At 65.1% G+C, this 20,805-nt stretch carries 23 protein-coding genes and 1 tRNA gene; 13 read left to right on the top strand and 11 right to left on the bottom strand.

From position 1 onward, the window contains the following. Nucleotides 1–24: 24 nt before the first annotated feature. Nucleotides 25–1,083 (top strand): DNA polymerase IV, encoded by a 1,059-nt coding sequence (gene dinB, locus OO12_RS02090; RefSeq protein WP_034156982.1) that lies wholly within the window; start codon nucleotides 25–27, stop codon nucleotides 1,081–1,083. Between the two features lie 42 nt (nucleotides 1,084–1,125). Here dinB and OO12_RS02085 read toward each other — a convergent pair whose 3' ends face one another. Both OO12_RS02085 and OO12_RS02080 read right to left on the bottom strand, forming a co-directional pair. Further along, on the bottom strand, nucleotides 1,126–2,322 hold the full coding sequence (locus tag OO12_RS02085) for a threonine ammonia-lyase (protein ID WP_034156981.1): 1,197 nt from the start codon (nucleotides 2,320–2,322) through the stop codon (nucleotides 1,126–1,128). A 115-nt stretch (nucleotides 2,323–2,437) separates the two neighbouring features. Then, the gene (locus OO12_RS02080; protein WP_034156980.1) at nucleotides 2,438–3,772 is read right to left on the bottom strand and encodes a NupC/NupG family nucleoside CNT transporter; all 1,335 of its coding nucleotides are present in this window, start codon (nucleotides 3,770–3,772) and stop codon (nucleotides 2,438–2,440) included. A 131-nt stretch (nucleotides 3,773–3,903) separates the two neighbouring features. On the opposite strand from OO12_RS02080, the gene OO12_RS02075 reads away from it, so the two are divergent. From OO12_RS02075 to OO12_RS02040, 8 genes are all read left to right on the top strand, one after another. Beyond that, complete coding sequence (locus OO12_RS02075) at nucleotides 3,904–4,587, top strand: queuosine precursor transporter (RefSeq protein WP_034156979.1); 684 nt, start codon at nucleotides 3,904–3,906, stop codon at nucleotides 4,585–4,587. A gap of 10 nt (nucleotides 4,588–4,597) precedes the next feature. After that, nucleotides 4,598–5,497, top strand: a complete 900-nt coding sequence (argB, locus tag OO12_RS02070; RefSeq protein WP_034156978.1) for an acetylglutamate kinase — start codon at nucleotides 4,598–4,600, stop codon at nucleotides 5,495–5,497. Between the two features lie 173 nt (nucleotides 5,498–5,670). Then, entirely contained in the window at nucleotides 5,671–6,027 is a 357-nt protein-coding gene (locus OO12_RS02065) for an energy transducer TonB (protein WP_160296714.1), read from the top strand. Nucleotides 6,028–6,105: 78 nt separating this feature from the next. Then, complete coding sequence (locus OO12_RS02060; protein ID WP_034156976.1) at nucleotides 6,106–6,411, top strand: YggT family protein; 306 nt, start codon at nucleotides 6,106–6,108, stop codon at nucleotides 6,409–6,411. Further along, a complete protein-coding gene (locus tag OO12_RS02055; protein ID WP_034156975.1) occupies nucleotides 6,412–6,714 on the top strand; it encodes a DUF167 domain-containing protein in 303 nt (100 codons plus the stop codon). Continuing rightward, the gene (folD, locus tag OO12_RS02050) at nucleotides 6,711–7,586 is read left to right on the top strand and encodes a bifunctional methylenetetrahydrofolate dehydrogenase/methenyltetrahydrofolate cyclohydrolase FolD (protein ID WP_034156974.1); all 876 of its coding nucleotides are present in this window, start codon (nucleotides 6,711–6,713) and stop codon (nucleotides 7,584–7,586) included. The genes OO12_RS02055 and folD overlap by 4 nt, the downstream gene beginning before the upstream one ends. Continuing rightward, nucleotides 7,586–8,185, top strand: a complete 600-nt coding sequence (locus OO12_RS02045; protein WP_034156973.1) for a hypothetical protein — start codon at nucleotides 7,586–7,588, stop codon at nucleotides 8,183–8,185. Before folD ends, OO12_RS02045 begins: the two co-directional genes overlap by 1 nt. After that, on the top strand, nucleotides 8,182–8,802 hold the full coding sequence (locus OO12_RS02040) for a MarC family protein (protein ID WP_034156972.1): 621 nt from the start codon (nucleotides 8,182–8,184) through the stop codon (nucleotides 8,800–8,802). Before OO12_RS02045 ends, OO12_RS02040 begins: the two co-directional genes overlap by 4 nt. 322 nt (nucleotides 8,803–9,124) lie before the next feature. Here OO12_RS02040 and OO12_RS02035 read toward each other — a convergent pair whose 3' ends face one another. Further along, nucleotides 9,125–10,855 (bottom strand): hypothetical protein, encoded by a 1,731-nt coding sequence (locus OO12_RS02035; protein WP_052215444.1) that lies wholly within the window; start codon nucleotides 10,853–10,855, stop codon nucleotides 9,125–9,127. A gap of 160 nt (nucleotides 10,856–11,015) precedes the next feature. Here OO12_RS02035 and OO12_RS02030 point away from each other — a divergent pair, with 160 nt between their 5' ends. Continuing rightward, nucleotides 11,016–11,399: a GtrA family protein gene (locus OO12_RS02030; protein WP_034156971.1), complete on the top strand. Its 384-nt coding sequence runs from the start codon at nucleotides 11,016–11,018 to the stop codon at nucleotides 11,397–11,399. A gap of 1 nt (nucleotide 11,400) precedes the next feature. Next, on the top strand, nucleotides 11,401–12,132 hold the full coding sequence (locus OO12_RS02025; RefSeq protein WP_034156970.1) for a class I SAM-dependent methyltransferase: 732 nt from the start codon (nucleotides 11,401–11,403) through the stop codon (nucleotides 12,130–12,132). Here the strand turns inward: OO12_RS02025 and OO12_RS02020 are convergent. Together OO12_RS02020 and rpoZ are read right to left on the bottom strand one after the other, a co-directional pair. Continuing rightward, complete coding sequence (locus OO12_RS02020) at nucleotides 12,107–13,204, bottom strand: glycosyltransferase family 2 protein (protein WP_052215430.1); 1,098 nt, start codon at nucleotides 13,202–13,204, stop codon at nucleotides 12,107–12,109. The two genes, OO12_RS02025 and OO12_RS02020, sit on opposite strands and share 26 nt — an antisense overlap. Nucleotides 13,205–13,416: 212 nt before the next feature. Continuing rightward, nucleotides 13,417–13,761: a DNA-directed RNA polymerase subunit omega gene (rpoZ, locus tag OO12_RS02015; RefSeq protein ID WP_034156969.1), complete on the bottom strand. Its 345-nt coding sequence runs from the start codon at nucleotides 13,759–13,761 to the stop codon at nucleotides 13,417–13,419. A 119-nt stretch (nucleotides 13,762–13,880) separates the two neighbouring features. Between rpoZ and OO12_RS02010 the strand changes: the two genes are divergently transcribed. After that, entirely contained in the window at nucleotides 13,881–15,056 is a 1,176-nt protein-coding gene (locus OO12_RS02010; RefSeq protein ID WP_034157004.1) for a phospholipase D-like domain-containing protein, read from the top strand. Here OO12_RS02010 and msrB read toward each other — a convergent pair. The 5 genes from msrB to OO12_RS01985 all read right to left on the bottom strand — a co-directional run bounded on the left by msrB (nucleotide 15,053) and on the right by OO12_RS01985 (nucleotide 18,795). Continuing rightward, a complete protein-coding gene (gene msrB / locus OO12_RS02005) occupies nucleotides 15,053–15,454 on the bottom strand; it encodes a peptide-methionine (R)-S-oxide reductase MsrB (protein WP_034156968.1) in 402 nt (133 codons plus the stop codon). The genes OO12_RS02010 and msrB overlap by 4 nt on opposite strands. Nucleotides 15,455–15,458: 4 nt before the next feature. After that, nucleotides 15,459–16,586 (bottom strand): NAD(P)/FAD-dependent oxidoreductase, encoded by a 1,128-nt coding sequence (locus OO12_RS02000; RefSeq protein WP_034156967.1) that lies wholly within the window; start codon nucleotides 16,584–16,586, stop codon nucleotides 15,459–15,461. Further along, nucleotides 16,565–17,251, bottom strand: coding sequence for a methyltransferase domain-containing protein (locus OO12_RS01995; protein WP_034156966.1), 687 nt, complete (start codon nucleotides 17,249–17,251; stop codon nucleotides 16,565–16,567). Before OO12_RS01995 ends, OO12_RS02000 begins: the two co-directional genes overlap by 22 nt. Further along, the gene (locus tag OO12_RS01990; RefSeq protein WP_235364653.1) at nucleotides 17,248–18,309 is read right to left on the bottom strand and encodes a type III polyketide synthase; all 1,062 of its coding nucleotides are present in this window, start codon (nucleotides 18,307–18,309) and stop codon (nucleotides 17,248–17,250) included. The genes OO12_RS01995 and OO12_RS01990 overlap by 4 nt, the downstream gene beginning before the upstream one ends. 399 nt (nucleotides 18,310–18,708) lie before the next feature. Continuing rightward, nucleotides 18,709–18,795 (bottom strand) — tRNA-Leu (locus OO12_RS01985). A 137-nt stretch (nucleotides 18,796–18,932) separates the two neighbouring features. On the opposite strand from OO12_RS01985, the gene OO12_RS01980 reads away from it, so the two are divergent. Then, complete coding sequence (locus tag OO12_RS01980; RefSeq protein WP_034156964.1) at nucleotides 18,933–20,297, top strand: MATE family efflux transporter; 1,365 nt, start codon at nucleotides 18,933–18,935, stop codon at nucleotides 20,295–20,297. On the opposite strand, the gene OO12_RS28405 is transcribed toward OO12_RS01980, so the two are convergent. After that, on the bottom strand, nucleotides 20,269–20,805 hold a 537-nt coding region (locus tag OO12_RS28405), incomplete at its 5' end, for a DUF3426 domain-containing protein (RefSeq protein WP_235364652.1). The two genes, OO12_RS01980 and OO12_RS28405, sit on opposite strands and share 29 nt — an antisense overlap.

Below are 20,805 nucleotides of genomic sequence, written 5' to 3'. Positions count from 1 at the left end.
ACCTGAGGCGCATAAAAAGCCGCCGTGACCCGCAAGATCATCCATGTCGATATGGACGCCTTCTACGCGTCGGTGGAGCAACGCGATGATCCGTCGCTGCGCGGACGTCCGCTGGCGGTTGGCGGGTCGAGCGGGCGCGGCGTGGTCGCCGCGGCGAGCTATGAAGCGCGCTCGTTCGGCGTGCGGTCGGCCATGCCCTCGGTCACCGCGCTGCGCCGCTGTCCCGACCTGGTCTTCGTGCCGCCGCGTTTCGACGTCTATCGCGCCGTATCGGCGCAAATCCGCGCGATCTTCCATGACTATACCCCCTTGGTCGAACCGCTTTCGCTCGATGAAGCCTATCTCGACGTGACGGAAAATCTGCGCGGGCTGAACTCGGCGACCGAGACGGCGAAGGAAATCAGGGCGCGCATCCTGGAGATCACCGGGCTGACCGCCTCGGCGGGCATTTCGTACAATAAATTCCTCGCCAAGCTCGCCTCGGACCAGAACAAGCCCAATGGCCAATGCGTCATTCCGCCGGGTGCGGGCCTGGACTTCGTCGCGACCTTGCCGGTGGGACGCTTCCACGGCATCGGCCCCAAGACCGCCGAGAAAATGAACCGGCTCGGCATCCTCACCGGCGCCGACCTGCGCGCGCACGATCTGCATTTCCTGCAGGGCCATTTCGGCAAGGCCGGCGCCTGGTATCACACCATCGCGCGCGGCGAGGACGACCGGCAGGTCACCCCGGACCGGCCGCGCAAGTCGTCGGGATCGGAAACCACCTATGAGACCGACCTGATCACGCCCGAGGAGGTCGAGGCGGGCGTGCGCGCAATGGCCGATGATGTGTGGGCGTGGTGCGAGAAATCGGGCGGGCGTGGCCGTACCGTGACGGTCAAGGCGCGCTACGCCGATTTCCGCCAGGTCACCCGTAGTCGGACCCGGGCTTCGCCGGTGGCGGACAAGGCGGCGCTATACGACGTTTCGCTGTCGCTGGTGAGGACGCTGTTCCCGTTGCGCGCCGGCATCCGGCTGATCGGCGTCACGCTATCGACCTTCGATGCGGAGGAGGATGCAACGCCGCAGTTCGACCTTTAGGCCAGCCGGCTCCTCCACGAACGGGATGTTGCGCGGGGTTCTCTAGAGCCTGGTGACGGCGTAATGTTCCTCAAGCGCCGCAACCACGGCCTCGCTATGCGCCGCGTCCCGCGCCTCGAACATGATCTCGAGCCGCGCGGCCTGTACGCTTGGCGACGTGAACAGACGATGGTGCGACACCTCGATGATGTTGGCACCGGCCTGGCCAATACGCGTCGAGATCTCGCCCAGAACACCCGGCCGATCCGGGATGTCGAGCACCAGGCGCATCATTCGTCCGTCCCGGATCATGACCCGCTGAAGCACATTGGCGAGCGCGCGATTGTCGATGTTCGCGCCACAGATCGGTACCCCGATCCGGCGTCCCCTGAACAGGTCGGGATACGCCAGCAGCGCGGCCACGCCGGTGGCGCCCGCACCTTCCGCGACGATCTTTGCCTCTTCCGCCAGCAGTGCGATGGCATTCTCGATCAGATGTTCCGGGACAGTGATCACCTGGCTGACAAACTTCCGCACGATCTCAAGCGGCCGGCGACCGATATCACGGACGGCGATCCCTTCGGCGATGGTCGTTCCACCGACGCTGACCGGCTGCCCGGCCAATTCCTGCGCCATCGCGGCATAGCTTTCGACTTCTACCCCGAAAACGTCGATCCGGCGCCCAGCACCCAGCGCGGCAAGCGCGGCCCCCGCGATCAGCCCGCCGCCGCCGATCGGCACGGCAAGCGTATCGAGCTCGGGCACATCCTCGATCAGTTCGAGGGCAAGCGTACCCTGGCCCGCGATGACGGCATCGTCATCATAAGGATGGATGAAGGTCAGGCCCTGATTGTCCGCCAGGGAGCGCGCATGCGCAGCCGCCTCGGCGAGTGTCGTGCCATGCAGCACGACCTCCGCGCCCCATTGCGCCGTTCGTGTCACCTTGGTCGATGGCGTGAAGGCCGGCATGACGATCACCGCCCGGATGCCGAGAAGCGCAGAATGCCGTGCGACCGCCTGGGCATGATTGCCGGCGGACATGGCGACAACGCCGGCCGCTCGCTCCGGTGCGGTCAGAAGGGCAAGGCGATTGGCGGCGCCGCGCTCTTTGAAGGCACCGGTGACCTGCAATGAATCGAGCTTCAACCAGACTTCGGCGCCGGTGAGCCGGCTGATGGCATCGCTGCGAATGGCCGGGGTACGGATCACCTTGCCGGCGATCCGGTCAGCGGCCGCCCGTACGTCTTCAAAACCAATCACGTGCTGTTCTGCTCCGAATTCGAGTTCGATTGCCGGCGATAACGAGGTAATCAGGCGATCGATACGGGCCAGAACAGGCCGTCCGACGCGTCACCGCTTTTGACTATACGACCTGTCAGGAGATGAGCAGCCCCGCCAGCGCCGCCGACATCAGATTCGCAAGACTGCCGGCACACAAGGCGCGCAGGCCGAGTTTGGCGATCATCGGGCGCTGATTGGGCGCAAGACTGCCGGTGACCGCCATCTGAATCGCGATCGATGAGAAATTGGCAAAGCCGCACAAGGCGAAGGTGACCACCGCGACGGTGTGATGAGAAAGTGCCGTCTGCTTACCCAGGGCGATATAGGCGACGAATTCGTTGAGCACGATCTTCTGCCCAAACAGACCGCCAGCAGCGCCCGCCTCGTGCCACGGCACGTTGAGCAGGAACATGACCGGCGCGAAGACATAGCCGAGCAGGGCCTGAAAGCTCAGGCCCTCCAGCCCGAACCATTTGCCGACGCCACCCAGAATGCCGTTCGCAAGTGCGACCAGCGCGACGAACGCCAGCACCATCGCCCCTACCGCGACCGCCAACTTGACGCCGGTCTGCGCACCCTGCGCCGCCGCCATGATGATATTGGCGGGCTTTTCCTCGTCATGGCTCGCCTCGGGCATCGGCTCGCCCGGTGTCCCCTCGGGCAGGAGCGCGGCAGGGCCTTGTCCGCTGACGCGCGCCTCGGACAACTTTATCTGCTGGTCCCCGGGATGGTCACCGAGCGGCAACTCGCCCTGACCAGTCACCGGTACGTCGGGCATGATGATCTTGGCCATCAGAATGCCGCCCGGTGCGGCCATGAAGCTCGCGGCAAGCAGATATTCGATCGAAATGCCCATCGAAGCATAAGCGGCGAGGATCGTCCCCGCAACGCCGGCCATGCCGCTGGTCATCACCGTGAATAGCTGTGGCGGGGTCAGGCTCGCCAAATAAGGACGGATGACGAGCGGTGATTCGCTCTGCCCGACGAAGATGTTGGCGGCCGCGCATAGCGATTCGACCTTCGACACGCCGATCACCCATTCAATCGCGCCGCCAAGCCAGCGTACGACCAGTTGCATGATGCCAAGATAATAAAGGATCGAAACAAGGCTGGCGAAGAAGATGATGACGGGAAGAGCCCCGATCGCAAAAACGCTGTCACCATATGGCGCATCGACCAGCCCGCCGAGCAGGAACCGCGTCCCCTCCTTGGCATAGCTGAGCAAGTTGGCGACGCCGCCCGACAGGAATTCCAGCACATTCTTGCCCGCCGGTACATAGAGCACCAGCACGGCAATCCCGGCCTGGAGCGCAAAGGCCGCTCCGACGATACGCGGACGGATCGCGCGGCGATTGTTCGACAGCAGGACAGCGATGCCGAGGATGACGGCAATCCCCGCCAGACCGATCAAAAACTTGCTCAACTGCATCAATCACGCCCCCAATTTGTCCCAGCTTCGCAGCATTCGTCGAAATTGTGCAAGAAAATTGCGTTGGCTCGCCTGCACCAGCCGCCACCTGCCGGATTGACGCGCGGGCGCAAGCCATTAGCGTCGCGGTGATGAACCAGCCTTCGTCCGCGATCCCACGCTCGCTCTTCGCCTTTTCGATCTTCTATGGCGGCATGGTCTGCATCGCCGGTGTGCTCGGATCCAAACAAGTTGCGCTCGGCCCACTATCGGCGATCGGGCCGCTGTTCGGACAAGGCCCGCTGGCCGTCGAAGCGGGAATCTTCGCCTTTCTGATGCTGGTCGTCGTATCGAGCGCTGTCGCCGAACTCCATGGGCCGGCCACCGCCAACACGCTCGTCCGGTTCGGCTTCGTGCCGTTGCTCGGGTCGATCGCGCTGCTTGAGATCGTACTTCATCTGCCCGCTTCGCCCGGCATGAACCCGGCGATCCGCGACGGATTCCAGCTCGTGCTGGGCGGCACGGTACGGATCTGGATCGCCGGCATCGTCGCTTATGGCGCTTCGCAAACCTTGAACGTGACCTTGTTCAGTTGGCTCCGGGGCGAAGGGGGCAAATTGCTCTGGCTGCGCGGCGCGATCGCCGGCGTCCTGTCGCAGATCGTCGATACGCTGCTGTTCATCTCGATCGCATTTCTCGGCGTCTTTCCGATCGGCGAACTGCTGATCGGTCAGATGCTCGCCAAGGTCACGCTGTCTGCCGTGCTGGTCCCGCCGCTAATCTATCTCGTGGTGGCGATCGGCCGGTGGCTGGACGGCACGACCGCGCGGCCCTAGTGGCGCGCGCATGACTGATCATTCGCCCGCCCCCGCCTTGCTCGCCAAGGCCGAGACGCTTACCGAAGCGCTGCCCTATATGCAGCGCTATGCCGGCGCGACCTTCGTGGTGAAATATGGTGGCCATGCGATGGGCGACCCGGAGCTGGCACGCGATTTCGCCGAGGATGTCGTGCTGATGAAGGCGGTCGGGATCAATCCGGTCGTGGTGCATGGCGGCGGGCCGCAGATCGGCGCGATGCTGAAAAAGCTTGGCGTCGAATCGAGCTTTGTCGACGGGCTGCGGGTAACCGACGCACAAACGGCGCAAGTCGCCGAAATGGTCCTGTCGGGCGCAATCAACAAGGAACTCGTCGCCTGGATCGGCCAGGCCGGCGGCCGCGCGGTCGGCATTTCAGGCAAAGATGCGAGCTTTGTGCGCGCGAAGAAGGTCGAGCGCACCAGGCGCGACCCTGACAGCAATATCGAACGCGCTGTCGATCTCGGCTTTGTCGGCGAACCTGTATCGGTCGATCGCTCGATCATCGATACGCTCAGTGCCGCCGGCGTGATCCCGGTGGTCGCGCCGATCGCAATCGGCGATGACGGCCATACCTATAATATCAATGCCGACACCATGGCCGGCGCGATCGCCGCCGCGATGGGCGCGTCGCGGCTGTTCCTGCTGACTGACGTCGCAGGCGTGCTCGACAAGCAGGGCGAACTGCTCACCGATCTCGATCCCGAACGGATCGCCCAGCTTCGTGCGGATGGCACGATCAGCGGCGGGATGATCCCCAAGCTCGAAACCTGCGTCACTGCGGTCGAGGGCGGCGTGGATGCCGCCGTCATCCTCGACGGCCGCGTGCCGCACGCGATGCTGCTCGAAATCTTCACGCGCCAGGGCGCCGGCACGCTCGTTCACCGCTGAGGGCGTTCATCGCTGAGAGTCTTTTTCCGGCGGTGCGGGTAGGGCCGGCACCGCCGACCAAAACGGTCTGTGTCACTCCTGTGACGCTTTCGTGTCACCGCCGTCACGCCAATGTCGCGTCCGCTTAACATCGCCGCGCTATGCGTTTCTTCCGGCAAGCGAAGGAAACGGCGATGACCCACACCCACAGCTTCGACGAGGCCCGCTGGATTGCGGCACTCGGCACCGCGATCGACCGCGCCACCGCGGCCGACCCCATCACCCCCGGTATCGGCTATCGCAGTGGTACCGCCACCCTGGCCTTTTGCGTCGATACAAGCGGCGCGATCTCCGACATCCGCGTCATTCAGGGGTCGGGCGACGATAGCCTGGATCGCCGCGCGATCGCCAAGCTGCGCCGCGCCGAGCCGCTGCCCCACGGTCCCGCCGGCGCAGCACGACGCACGCACCTGGCCGTGGTACAAGTGGCAGAACCGATCCGGTTGCCGCAGCAAAACGATGAAAAGCGTCGCATCCTTACGATAGCGTAACAACTGGCCACGGGTGCCCTTGTTCAGGGCACCCGCTTTCCGCTATCGGTGTGCGTCCACGCCCAGCGGAGAGCGCAATTGATCGTCATCATCAGTATCATCCAGGTACTGCTCAACGTCGTCTCGCTGATCATCATCGTCCAGGCGATCCTGTCTTGGCTGATCGCATTCAACGTCATCAGCACTTATAACGACACGGTGCGCACGGTTTGGGAAGCGTTACGGCGCATGACCGAACCAATGTACCGACCGATCCGTCGCATCCTGCCCGATTTCGGTGCACTGGACCTTTCGCCGCTGGTCGTGTTGCTGATCCTTTACATCATCCGCACGATCCTGCTTCCTGCGTTGGCGGTGCAGCTCTACGCGCCACCGGCGATCTGATTGCCCGCCTGGGCCGAACGCAGCGACGGCATCGCCATCGCGGTTCGGGTCACGCCGCGATCGTCGCGCGAGAGCTTCGGCGCGGGCACAGATGAGCATTTCATCGCCAGGCTCGCCGCCCCGCCAATCGAAGGAGCGGCGAACGCAGCTCTGGTGCCGTTGGTAGCAAAAGCCTTTGACGTGCCGAAACGCGCGGTCAGCCTGATTGCTGGCGATACGGCGCGGTTGAAGCGGCTGCACGTCAACGGAGACGTCGCCACGCTGGCGGGAATTGCCGCCGCATTCTATGGGGCCGGGTCATGAGTGCAGACATCATCGACGGCAAGGCATTTGCCGAAGCCTTTCGCGGGCGGCTTGCCGTCCAGGTCGCCGCTTTCACCGCTGCCGCCGGACGTGCGCCGGGGCTGGCGGTGGTGCTGGTCGGCGAGGATCCCGCCTCCGCCGTCTATGTCCGGTCGAAGGGCAAGGCGACGCGTGCCGCAGGGATGGAAAGCTTCGAGCACCGGCTGCCCGCCACCGTATCGCAGGACGAACTGCTCGCCCTGGTCGATGCGCTTAATGCCGATCCGGCGATCGACGGGATCCTCGTGCAGCTGCCATTGCCCGGCCATATCGACGAGCGCGCGGTGACGACGCGGATCGATCCGGACAAGGATGTCGATGGCTTTCACCCGGTCAATGCCGGACGGCTGGCAACCGGACTCGAGGGTTTCGTTCCCTGTACACCGCTTGGCTGCCTGATGCTGCTCAAGGACCGCCTCGGCGATCTCGCCGGGCTCGATGCGGTAGTGATCGGGCGGTCGAACATCGTCGGCAAGCCGATGGCGCAATTGCTGCTTGGCGAAAGCTGCACCGTGACGATCGCGCATTCGAAGACCCGCGACCTGTCGAGCGTGGTACACCGTGCCGATATCGTCGTCGCGGCGGTCGGGCGGCCGCGCATGATCAAGGGCGAATGGATCAAGCCCGGCGCGACGGTGATCGATGTCGGCATCAACCGCACCGCGGACGGGCTGGTCGGCGATGTCGATTTCGCCGGCGCGGCGAGCGTAGCGGGGGCGATCACGCCGGTGCCGGGCGGCGTCGGGCCAATGACCATCGCATGCCTGTTGCGCAATACCCTGGTGTCCGCGCACCGGCGCGAGCGAGTGCCCTATGAGAAGGGGTCTTTGTGATGCTGCTCGCGCTACTGATCGCCGCCGCGCCCGCAACGACCGCCGTCGATGCCGAACGCGCCTTTGCCGCCGCCGCATTGAAGGACGGGCAATGGACCGCGTTCAGGCGTTATGCGGCCGAGGATGCGGTGATGTTCGTGCCGCAGGTGGTGAAAGCACAGCAATTCCTGAAGGATCGCAAGGACCCGCCCAAGGCGATCTCCTGGTGGCCAACCGAAAGCTATATCTCGTGCGACGGATCGCTCGCGGTCAATACCGGCGGCTGGCAGCGGCCGGACGGCGCGGTCGGCTATTTCTCGACCATGTGGCAGCGTCAGGCCGATGGCGGCTGGAAATGGATCGTCGACAGTGGCGATGAACTGAAAATCGCACGCGATCGGCCGATCAAACCGAAAGTCGTGCGGCCCAAATGCACTGGGCGGGTCGTTCCGATGATCGTTGGCCCCGATGACAACAGTGATGCCGGCCATTCGAAGGACGAAACATTGTTGTGGAACTGGGTCGTCAAGCCGGATCTGTCGCGTCGATTCACTGCGGAGATCTGGGACGGCCGTGAATATCGGCCCGTGATCGACGACGCGATCGCCGCCCCGAAATGATCGAGCTCTTCGTCTCCTCATTGATCACGTTCTTCGTGGTGATCGATCCGCCGGGCTGTGCGCCGATCTATGCCGGGCTGTCGGCCGGCGCCACGCCCGAGCACCGCCGCGCGATGGCGATCCGCGCGGTGCTGGTCGCGGCAGCCATCCTGCTGGTCTTCGCATTGTTCGGCGAGGATCTGCTCCGCGGTCTCGGCATCAGCCTGGCCAGTTTCCGCATCGCGGGCGGCATCATGCTGTTCCTGATCGCACTGGAAATGGTGTTCGAGAAGCGCACCGAACGCCGCGAGGACCGCGCCGCCAAGGTCGCCGCGACACCAGAGGTGGAGGATGTGTCGATCTTCCCGATGGCCATGCCGATGATCGCCGGCCCGGGATCGATCGCCTCGGTCATGCTGCTGATGAGCAAGAACGAAGGCGTGGAGCGCACACTCGTCGTGCTCGGCGCACTGGCGACGATCCTGTTGCTGACATTGCTCGCCCTGCTTGCCGCCGGTCCGATCATGCGCGTGCTCGGTGCGAAGATCGAGGCGGTGATCACCCGGCTGCTCGGCGTGCTGCTCGCCGCGCTCGCGGTTCAGTTCGTGATCGACGGCATCCGCATCAGCCTGACGTAAAGCATCGCGCAAAGCCTTTGCGCTCCCGGCGCTGTGGCAATTCTGTTTCCGACACCGAGAAAGAGCGCGCCGCTATCAGTCCGGCAAGGGATGACATGCCCGTTCCTGTGTCATGGTTGAATCGCCACCGGCGCCAGACCGCGGGGGGGAGATATGTTACACCGGTATGTAACGTTTCTTTTTCCACAGCCGCCTCGACGACTATCTATATAATTCATCATATATCAGATACTTAATGCGAAATAATCGCCCTTGAGCCGCGCCGGGTGAGAGCCTTGCGGAAATCTCGAAGCATCGGCGTGACGGATCGCGCTCCAGCCGTCTAGTGGATCCGAAACAGTCGGAAGGGCGATTTGGCGGGCAGCGGCAGCGGCTCGAGCCATGCCGGCACCTTGCGATTGGCCAGCTGATCATAAAAGCCGCCCGGGTTGCGCGCACGGTACACCGTCGATTCCGCCATGTTCGGGCAGACCAGCAGCAGCGTCGCGCCGTGCCGCTTCGCGGTGGCGCGGAAATTCTCCGCCGAGCGCGAAAAGGCGTGCTGCACGTCGAGGATCGCATCGCCATTGCGATGATAGGGCCCGGCCACCGCATTGTGATGCGTGGTCACGATCAGGCGCGGCCCGAGATCGACAAAGGTGAAGATGGTCTGCGCCGGATAATGGTCGAGCGACTTCATCGCCGGAGCGGTCAGGCACAGGCCGGTCGAGCGGTTGACGATATTGGTCCGCGCGCTGGGCCGGTCGATCGGCAGATATTTGATCGCGAACCCCGCGAACATGCCCGAGATCGCCATGAAGCCGATCACCGTTCCGAACACGCGCACCAGCATCCGGTCATGGCCCATGGTCCAGCCAAGGATGATCCAGGCCAGCGCGACCGCTCCGGGCACGGCAAGCAGCTGTGCGGCCGGGCCGGCGCGCGTCTGCCACAACAGCATCAACCCGGCAAAGATCGAGAACATCAGCACCGGCACCCAGCCGTTGATGCTGATATCGTTGCGCGCCCGCCAGGTCGCGATCGCCGCGCCGATGATGCCGATCACCGGCAAGGTGACGATCGGGAAGGCCATGCGGAACGGATGCTTGTAGATCGGTCGCGCCTCACGGACATTGTCGAGCCAGGCATGCGCCAGCTCGGGCGAAACCTGTTCGGGGCGCCCGAGGCATTGCGGGAAGAGCAGCGCGAATCCGACCGCGATCGCCACGCCCGCCACGACGGCAAGCGCAAACCGCGTCCAGCGCTGCTCCGGGCTCAGCCGAGCGAGCAGGAACAGCAAGCCGCCGCCAACCACCATCACGCTCAGCCATACCGGGGTCAGCGCATCGCAGCGCAGCACCTGATTGGCGTTCGATGCGAACAGTACGAACCCGATCCCGCAGCCACCGGCGAGCGTCAGGCCATAGACGCTGAGCCGTGCCGCCTCGGTCCGATCCCACACCCAGCGCAAGGCGATGATCGCACCCGCCATCGCCGCATAGGGCAGCAGTTCGAGGCCGATATTGAGCGACACCGCGCTCGCCACGCCGACGATCGCCCCGCCGCGCCCCTTTTTGGGGTCGGCAAGGCCGGCCACGGTCAAGCTGAGCATGGCAAGCTGCCAGCCATGATGGTCGATGCGGTCGGGCATGAACATCAGCATCGTCGCGGTGCAGCCAAGCAGGAAGACGATCGCCAACGGCCAGGCGACCGGGCTGACCAGCCGCCGCGCGGTCGCGGCAAGCCCGATCATCGCCAGGCTCAATGGCAGGAGCGGCGCGATACCACATGCCAGCTTCTCGGCCTCCGCCACGCCGACGAACGGGCGCAGGATCAGAATCAGCGCGGCAATCGGCAGATCGACGATACGGCTCCAGTGAATATCGAAGCCGCCCGGCGGATTGAGCCGGTACTGCCGCAGATCATACCAGCCCTGCCCGTCAAGCAGCGCGCGCACCTGCATCAGCCGCATATTGTCGTCGGTGTCGCCAAGCGACAGCCAGTGGATCGAATTCCAGCGGTCGAAGACGAAATAAGCGAGGATCACGATCCAGGCGATCAGGGTCAGCCGCATCCAGTTGCGGTCGATTTCGTCTCGCAACTCAATGGAGGATTTGGATGTGTCGCTCAAAATGCTTCCCTCACCTTGACTCGCGCTCTACTGCGGCGCGCGTAAAGGGCAAGGTGGCGTGACGGCAATTATCAGACGTTTCGAGATGTGGCGTTCGAGTGGCATGCTCGGTCAGCTGATCCGCTTCGGCATCGCCGGGGGGATTTCGACCGTCATCTATTCGGCAGTCTATCTGCCGCTCGCGACCTGGGTGTTCCCGCACAACCAGGCGGTGTTCGCCGTGCCGTTCGCCTTTGCCGTCGCAGTGACGGCGGGTTTCTTCCTGCACAGCGCCTGGAGCTTCAAGGGCCATGGCACGCGTGACACGAGCGGACGCCAGCATCTGAAGTTCCTCGTCGTGCAGGGCTTCGGCCTCGCGCTCAACGCGCTGTTCACCTGGGTGCTGACCGGGCCGCTGCACCAGCCCGCCTGGGTGCCGCTGATCCCGGTCGTGCTGATCACGCCCTTCGCGACTTTCGCCCTCAATCGCCAATGGGTATTCGGCTGATATGGATCGCATCGTTTACGACCGCATGGCGGCGCATGACTCCACCCATTGGTGGTACCGTGCGCGCCGCGACATCCTGGCCGATTATCTGACTCGAGAGGGCAATCTACCCGACGATGCGCGCATCCTGGAGATCGGCTGCGGCACCGGACATAATCTGCCGATGCTGGCGCGTTTCGGCAGCGTCGACGCGATCGAGATCGACCCTGCCGCGCGCGACATCGCCAGCCTCCGGCTCGGCCGTGACGTGAGCGCGGCGCCCTTGCCGATCCTGCCCGGGGTCGAACGCGGCGCATACGACCTGATCGCGGTGCTCGATGTGGTCGAGCATATCGAGGACGATGTCGCGGCGCTGCAGGCGATGGCGACATGCCTGAAACCCGGCGGCAAGATCCTGATCACCGTGCCCGCGCATCAATGGCTGTGGAGCGCGCATGACGTGGTGAACCATCATCACCGGCGCTATTCCAAGGGGACGCTGATCGCGGCGATCCGCATGGCGGGGCTGGAGCCGCGCAAGCTTGGCTATTTCAACTCGTTGCTTTTCCCGCTCGCCGCCGCCGCGCGGCTGGCCGGGCGGATGACGGGGCGCGACGACAGCGACGATTCGCCGCCGCCCAAGCCGGTCAATTCATTGTTCGAGGCAATCTTCCGACTGGAACGTCATCTGGTCGGGCGCGTACCGATGACGCCCGGCGTGTCGATCATCACTCTCGCGTCGCCACGGACTTGACCCGCGGCTTGCGCACGCGCGGCTTGGCCGGCGTCGCGCGGCTGGCGGCACCCGGCGAGACCAAAGCCTCGACTGGCCCCGGCGGCAGCGCGGCGGCACGCGGCTCGGCACGATAGCCTAGCGTGGCGGTGCCCTGCACCGGTCCGGCGATATCGGACACGAGATAGAGCGGGCGACGTTTCGATTCGACATAGAGCCTGCCGAGATATTCGCCGATCATGCCAAGCACGAACATCTGCACCGCGCCAAGCAGCACCACCACCAGCATGGTCGAGGTCCAGCCCTGCACCGCGCTGCCCGAGATGAAACCGATCGCGATATACACGAACAGCAGCAGCGACAGGCCGGTCAGCGCGAGGCCGACATGGCTGGCGAAGCGCAGCGGTGCGGTCGAGAAGCCCGTCACCGCGTCGAAGGCGAGCCGGACCATCTTGCCGAACGGGTAATTGGTTTCGCCGGCATGGCGCTCGGCCCGGTCGTAGAGGAAGGGCACCTGGCGAAAGCCGATCCAGGCGACCATGCCGCGAATGAAGCGCGCCTGTTCGGGCAGCGAGAGAAACGCGTCGAGCGCACGCCGGCTCATCAGCCGGAAATCGCCGGTGTCGAGCGGGATCGGCGTGTCGGTCAGCCGGTCGAGCATGCGATAGAATAACGCGGCGGTCAGTTTCTTGAAGATCGTCTCGCCTTCACGTTTGCGGCGCACGGCATAGACCACGTCAGCATCCTGGGCGATCATCGTCGCGCGCATCTCGACCAGCAATTCGGGCGGGTCCTGCAGATCGGCATCGATGATCAGGATCTGCGCACCGGCGCACAAATCGAGTCCCGCGGTCAGCGCGAGTTGATGGCCATGATTGCGCGACAGGTTGATCGCAACGAGGTGCGGATCGGCGGCAGCCAGCCGTTGCATCGTCGGCCAGCTCGCATCCTTCGAACCGTCATTGATGAAGACGAGTTCGTAATCGTCACCCACCGCCGCCCGCGCCGCGGCCGACACGCGCGCATGAAGCAAGTCGAGGCAGGCCTCTTCATTGTAGCAGGGAATGACGACGGACAAAGCAGGACGGTTCATGCCGCCCGCTGTAACGGCTTCGCACGCATCCGTCATCGGGCTTTGCGCCGAACGGCGCGGGGGGCTTTGCGCCGAACGGCGCGAGGGGGCTTTGCGCCGAACGGCGCGAGGGGGCTTTGCGCCAAGCGGCGCGGGGAGGCTTTGCGCCAGGCACAAAAAAGCCCGGGATTCGCATCCCGGGCTCTTTGGTCGTGGAGCCGGATCGCGAAGGCTCAGCCCTCGTAATCGGCGCCCAGATTCTGGTTGCGCGGCGGCGCGGCGGCGGTGAGGCGAAGCGCCTCGGCCGATGCCGCGATGCTGCCGACGGCATCCGCCTCGTCCTCGTCATCGACCTGGACGCGCTGCAGACCCGAAATCACCGCCTCTTCGAGATGCGGTGGCTTGACGGTTTCCTCGGCGATCTCGCGCAGCGCGACGACCGGGTTCTTGTCGCGATCGCGATCGATCGTGAGGTCGGCACCACCCGAGATCTGGCGCGCACGTTGTGCGGCGAACAGAACCAGATCGAACCGGTTGGAAATCTTGTCGACGCAATCTTCGACAGTGACGCGCGCCATGAACGGCTTTCCTTCGTTTTACGACGATAAGGTGAAGCGCCGCGATCTAGGGTGCCATCAGCGCAGAGTCAAGGAATCAGGCTTGCTCCCGACGCAAGGGACCGTCATCACCCGATATGATGATCGACCCGCCCGAACAACCGAGCTTCACCGTCGATGGCAACAGGCTGACGATGCTCGATACGGGGCCGCGACGGATCGAAGCGCTGATCGCGCTGATCGACGGCGCGCGGCACACGCTCAGGGTACTCTATTACATCTATGTCGATGATGCGGCAGGCGCGCGGGTGCGCGACGCGCTGATCGCCGCGGCGGCGCGCGGCGTCGCTGTATCGCTGATCGTCGATGGCCTTGGCAGCGAACATGCCGCGCAACGCCATTTCTTCGCGCCGCTCGATGCAGCCGGCGTCATGGTATGCCGTTTCGTGCCGCGCTGGGGTCGACGCTATCTGCTGCGCAATCACCAGAAGCTTGCACTCGCCGATGCCGAGAGCCCGCGGGCGCGGGTGATCATCGGCGGGTTCAATATTCAGGACAGCTATTTCGGTACGCCCGCCGAACAGGCCTGGCGTGACCTGGGGCTGCTGGTCGAGGGGCCGGCGGCGACTCGCCTCGCGGGCTATTTCGATGCGCTGTCGGCCTGGGCGAAGCAGCCCAAGGCCTCGATGCGCCGCCTGCGCCGCATGCTCACTGTGTGGAGCGAGCCGCACGGCACGGCGCGCTGGCTGCTCGGCGGACCCACTCGCCAGCTTTCGCCCTGGGCACGCACGGTACGGCACGACATGCGCGAGGCGTCGCGTTTCGACCTGATCGCAGGCTATTTCGCACCCAATCCGGCGATGCTCTCCCGGCTCGATCGGATCGGCAAGCGCGGGCAGGTACGCATCGTGCTGCCGTCGAAGAATGACCATGGCGCCTCGATCTGGGCGTCGCGCTTCACTTATGCCGGACTGTTGCGCAAGCGCGTGCGAATCTACGAATATCTGACCACCAAGCTGCACACCAAGCTCTTCGTGATCGATAATGTGACCTATGTCGGATCAGCGAATTTCGACATTCGCAGCATGTTCCTGAACCTGGAGATCATGCTACGCATCGACGATGCCGCCTTTGCCGCGCATGCCCGCGCCTATGTCGATGGAGAGATCGCCGAATCCGAAGCGATCACGACCGCGCTCTACAAGGCGCGCACCAGCCCCTGGATGCGGGTCAAGCAGGCGGCGGCGTATTTCGTGATGGCGGTGCTCGACTATAATGTGACGCGGCGACTGAATTTCGGCCCCGATGGACGTTAGGCGTCGGCGCGCGGCTTGAAGTCCAGGCTCAGTGAATTGATGCAATAGCGCAGGCCCGTCGGCGGCGGACCGTCGGGGAAGACATGGCCGAGATGTCCGTCGCATTTCGAACAGCGTGCCTCGACGCGAGTCATGCCGTGGCTGACATCGCCATGTTCGGTGACGCGTCCGGCGGCGGCCGGCCGGGTGAAGCTCGGCCAGCCCGAGCCCGAATCATATTTGTCCGCGCTGTCGAACAGCGGCATGGCGCATCCGGCGCAGCGATACACCCCGTCCGCCTTGTTGTGATCATAACGTCCCGAAAAGGCTGGCTCGGTCCCGGCTTCGCGCAGCACATGATATTGTTCGGCTGACAGCTTCTTGCGCCACTCGCCTTCGGACAGGGTCAGATGATCCATCGGGTCAACCTTTGGCTGTGGTGAAACGCGGTTCGGCGCGAGCATGACCGATCCGGGTGAGTCGGGCGACGATCTCGATCATAATTGGGGCGATGCGCGCGATCGGCAAGACCGCCCGGGCGATACGTGGTGATTCAGCTCCATCGCGAATCAATCCGGCCAGCCCGATCGGCCGGGCGAGATCGCGCGCGAGCCGCGTTTGAAACGCCGTCGCGGCGGATGCGCCGCCCGCTGCATAGCCGGTCGCGGCGCGGATGCCGCTGGCGATGGCAATGCCCATGCCTTCGCCGGCGAGTGACGGAATGACGCCAGCCTGATCGCCAAGCCGGAACAGGCCGGCCTCGCCTTGCCGTGCGCGCCAGCCATAGGGAATATTGGCGACGGCGTCGGCCGGGCCCTTTACGCGCCAGGCAAGCCGCTCGCCCAGTCCCGGCACCTCGCGCCCGAGTGCGTCAAGCAGGAGATCCGGGCCGCCCGCCTCGGTCAGGCGCGAGCGATGCACCGCCATGCACAAATTCGCAGTACCGTCTTCCTGCAGCACCACCCCGGCATAGCCGCGGTCGAACAGGTGCAGCTCGATCGCATCGCCGATCATCCGGTCGAGCGCCGACGAGGGGCCGAGCCGGACGCGCAGCCCAAGCGTCGGATCGGCCCCACGCGCCGATTCGGGGCGGGCAAGACCGCGAATGTCATGCTTGCCGCTGGCCAGGAACAGTGCATCGGCGGCGATTTGCGTCCCATCGGCAAGTCGCGCGGCGCGACTTTCGATCGCCTTCACCGTCACGCCGCGCTCGATCGCCGCGCCAGCCGCAGCAGCGCGGGCGAGCAGCAGCGTGTCGAGGTGATGCCGCGACACGGCATGAGCGGGCCGGGGAAGCGGTGCCTCAACCACCTTGTCGCCCGCCAATAGCCGCACACGCGTCACCCGCGCCGGGCCAAGCGCTTGCGGATCGATACCGAGGCTTGCCAGCGAGTCGAGCGTCCGCCAGCTCAGGAACCCACCGCACAAGGCGTCGCCCGTCTCGCGGCTGCGCTCGATCAGCAGGTGCGGCAGTCCGGCGCGCGCCAGCACGATCGCGGCGCTGGCCCCGGCAGGCCCGCCGCCAACGATCAGCGCAGGCGTTCGACGCATAGCCGGAAGGGGAAGACGCGCATCACCCGCGCGTCCGCAATGCCGGCTTCGGCAAGAATCGGCAGCCATTCGCCGGGCCGATAAGACCGCGCGATCGACAATTGCCCGTCATGACGCACGATCGGATGCCAGCGCGCGATGGTGGCGAGGATCGGGAAGCCCCAATGCGCGAAACCATGGCGGTGAAGGTCGTTGACGTGCCAGCCCTGCGCCGCCTTCGCTTCCATGAAGCGGAGAAAGGCGACCAGCTGGCCATGCGTCATGTGATGCGCGACCAGGCTGCTGATCACGAAATCCCAGCCTTCAGCATGATCGGCATAATCGCCGGTGATATAGCGGATGCCCAGATCGGCCGATGTATGGGCGCGTGCAGCCAGCTCGCTGCGCGGGTTGAGGTCGACGCCGACCAGCTCGGCCGCAATGCCACGCCGCTTCGCCCAGCGCGCGATCCGGCGAAGCATGTCGCCATCGCCGAAGCCGACATCGAGCAAGCGGAAGCGCGTCATGCCCCTCGTGCCGCGCCGGAGGAAATCAAGCGTCGGTCGCGCCGCCATCGTCACGACATTGACCCGGGCAAGGTCGCCGACGACATCGGCATAGGTGGCGGCGTCAAGATCCTCGGCGTCCATCAGCTCCTCGGCCTGGGCACGGACTGCGAGGCTCATGTCGCGCTCCTGAACCCGAAGCCCTCGGCGGCAAGGCCGGGCCCGAAGGCCAGCGCGACACCGTCCGCGACCGGCGGCCCGGCAAGCAATCGCGCAAGCACGAACATCAGGGTGGCCGAGGACATATTGCCGCTGTCGGCCAGCACGCCGCGCGATACCGCCAGTGCTTCTTCCGGCAAATGCAGGGCGCCTTCAACCGCATCGAGGATCGAGCGGCCCCCGGCATGAACCGCCCAGCCGTCGATCTCGGCGGGGTCGCGACCGCCGGTAGCGGCTTGGGCAAAAGCCGGATCGGCAAGGCCGGCGGCGATTCGCGCCGGGACTTCGCCCGACAAATGCATCGCGAAGCCGCGATCGGTGATGTCCCAGCGAATCAGCGCGTCCGAATCGGGCAAGGTGGTGGCGAACGGATCGCCCAGCACGAACCCGCCAGCCTCCGCCGTCACCAGTCCCGCCGCCGCGCCATCGCCGAACTGGAGCATCGCCAGCAACGGTTCGATCTCGGCCACGTCCTGCAAATGCAGCGTGGAAAGCTCCACGCACAACACCAGCACGCGCGCTGCGGGATCGGAGCGGACGATATGCCGTGCAGTACGTAACGCGGCCACCGCAGCGTAGCAGCCCATGAAACCGATCAGCAGCCGCTCGACCGATGGCGCCAGGCCAATCCGTCGCGCGATGATCTGGTCGATGCCCGGCGCTACGAAGCCGGTGCAGCTGGCGACGACGAAATGGGTGATCTCGCCAGGTGCGACCTGATCGCGCAACGCCTCGATCGCCGCGATCCCAAGCGTCGGGGCCGCCTCGGCATAGATCGCCATCCGTGCGGCGGTGCCGGGCAGGATCGAATCGGCATAGAAACCATCGGCGGCGACCGGTGAGCCACCGCCAGCGGTCGGCGGCAGGATCGACCAGCGATGCCCGATCGCCGAGCGAGCTGCCATCCGGTCGAACAGCTTCGCGCTGCGCGGATCCGTCAGCCGGTCGCGCGCCCAGGCGATGAACGCATGATGGATGTCGTGCCCCGGAACCGTGGTGCCGATCGCATTGAGATACACGGGAACAGCTAAGGACAAGGGCGGGGGCGGCTTTCAGCAGCGCGGCCAGACGCCGTGCATGAGTTGCATAACGCTACTGTACGCTGCGGGTTCACCGGCCGCAATGAATCACGGATGGTGGATTTGCAGGCGAGGATCGGGTGCGGCCCGGGTGGATGTTCGGGTTGGTCATATCCAGGCTGTTCGGATCAAGCCGGGCAAGAACTTCGCCCCCGCCATGCGAATAGGATGTCGCGGTGTCGACGCGATCAATCATGTCGCGACTCCGCGACCGGGCAACGATCGGGAGATGTCGCCAAGGCGGCGAAAGCGACCATTGACGGCCGGCTGCGCCCGCACTGAGGGGGAGAATTCCGGCCTATTCCGAAATTTCCCCATTTATCACAGCTTTATGGTGAATGGTGCGGCCGAGAAGACTCGAACTTCCACGGGCTTTCGCCCACAACGACCTCAACGTTGCGCGTCTACCAGTTCCGCCACGGCCGCACGTGAAACACCACCGGACAAGCCCGGCAGCTGGTAGGGGAGCGCCCCTAGCAAGCACTTCGACAGATAGCAACCGGGGAACGCATCATGGATGCTCGCCCTTCCCCCGGCACCGCGCACGCTATAGCAGGGCCGCCATGCCGACACCTGCGCCTTTCACCATTTCGGCCGAGACGCGGCGAATCCTGGCGCTGGCCTGGCCGGTCGCGCTGACCAGCCTGAACTGGACGATCCTGCACCTGACCGATGTCGTGGTGGTCGGCCTGGTCAGCACTGACGAAGTCGCCGCACTCGGCGCGAGCCGGTCGCTGACTTTCGTCACGATCGTCACCGGCCTTGCCTGGCTGTCGGGCATCCTGGTGTTCGTCTCGCGTGCCGATGGCGCCGGCGACCTGAAGCGCACCGGCCAGGTGCTCCGCGAGGGCCTGGTGCTGGCGCTGCTGCTCGGATCGGTCAGCGCGCTGCTGCTTGGTCTGTTCGCCGCGCCGATGCTCGCCGGCATGGGGGTGGCCGATATGCTGGTCGGCCCCGCGGCACGCGTCGTGCAAGTCATGGCGCTGTCCTATCCGTTCCAGATGGTGATCGTCGCGGCAAGCTTCTTCCTCGAAGGCGTCAGCCGCCCGCGCCGGGTGATGACGATCAACCTGATCATGCTGCCATTCAATGCCTTGTTCGCCTGGGCGATGTCGGGCGGACATCTCGGCTTTCCGGTGATGGGCGCAGTCGGCGCAGCCGCTGCGACAGCCATGGCGTCGGCCTTTGGTGCGTTCGGGATGATCGGCGCGGTGTGGACATTGCCGCGCGCCGCCGCACGCGGCGTGCATGACCTCTCGCGTGCGGCATGGCGCGGCATACCGGCAGGCGCGGCGCGACTGGCGCTGTTCGGCATCGTGCCGGCAATCGCTTCGGGATTGGAGCTGATCGGCTTTTCGATCCTGATCGCCCTATCGACGCAACTCGGCGAAGTGACGACGCATGCCTTTCAGATCGTCTTCTCGATTCACAACGTCACCTTCGGCGTCGCCCTCGGACTGGGATCGGCCGCCGGCGTGCGAGCCGGCAATGCGGTCGGCGAAGGCGATGCGGCGCAAGCGATCCCACGCACGCTGATCGCCGTGGCGGTAGCGGCAATCGCCACCGGATTGATGGCGCTGATGCTGGTCGTCGCCCGCGCCCCGCTGGTCGCGCTGTTCCCGGCGGTCGCCGACGTGCATCTGCTGGCGCTGGCAATGCTGCCGGTCTGGGCGCCGTTCATCCTGTTCGACGGCGTGCAAGTGGTGCTCGTCTATGCGCTGCGCTCGCTCGGCGATCAGGTGGTGGCCGGGGTCAACAGCATTATCGCCTTCTTCCTGGTGACCGGCGGCACGGGCTGGTGGCTGGTCCATCACGGCTTTGGGCCGATGGCGCTGGTCTATGCCTCAGGCCTGGGGATGGTCGCGGCGGCTTTATTGCACGGCGCGCGTTTCTGGATGATCAGCGCGGCGCTTCGTCGGCAAAGCTGAGCGCCAGATTCTTCGAATTGACCGGTACGTCGAGCTTGGCGCTATTGAATTCGACCGATCCGCGCGGTGGCAGCACCGTCACTTCGGGCCGGATGGTCCAGCCATAGACCACTCGCTCCTGCGCGTCGCGCAGCTCGGCGCGGATATCGGGGACCGACTGGCGCTGATCGGTCGGGTTGACCACCTTGCCGCTGACCGCGAACAATTGGCTGCCGCTGACCAGGTCACGGCGATCGGGTTTGTTGGCGACCAGCTTCAACGGGCTTTCCGCCGGCGTCAGCGGAATGCCGAGCCATGATGCGATACCCGATACGTCAGAATAGAACAGCGCGCCGACCCCGATCAGCATCGCGACCCCGGCGGCGATCGCGATCATCGTCCATTGCCGCGCCGGATTGCGGCGCGGACGGAACGGCGCGCGGTGCGCAAAGGCGTCATAGTCGTCGTCTTCGGACGCATAGGCCGGCTCGACCATCGGCGGCGGTGATGGAGGTGATGGCGGTGGCGG

The sequence above is a fragment of the Sphingomonas sp. ERG5 genome (assembly GCF_000803065.1).
GTDB lineage: Bacteria > Pseudomonadota > Alphaproteobacteria > Sphingomonadales > Sphingomonadaceae > Sphingomonas.
This window is presented reverse-complemented; position numbering and strand designations above follow the sequence as displayed.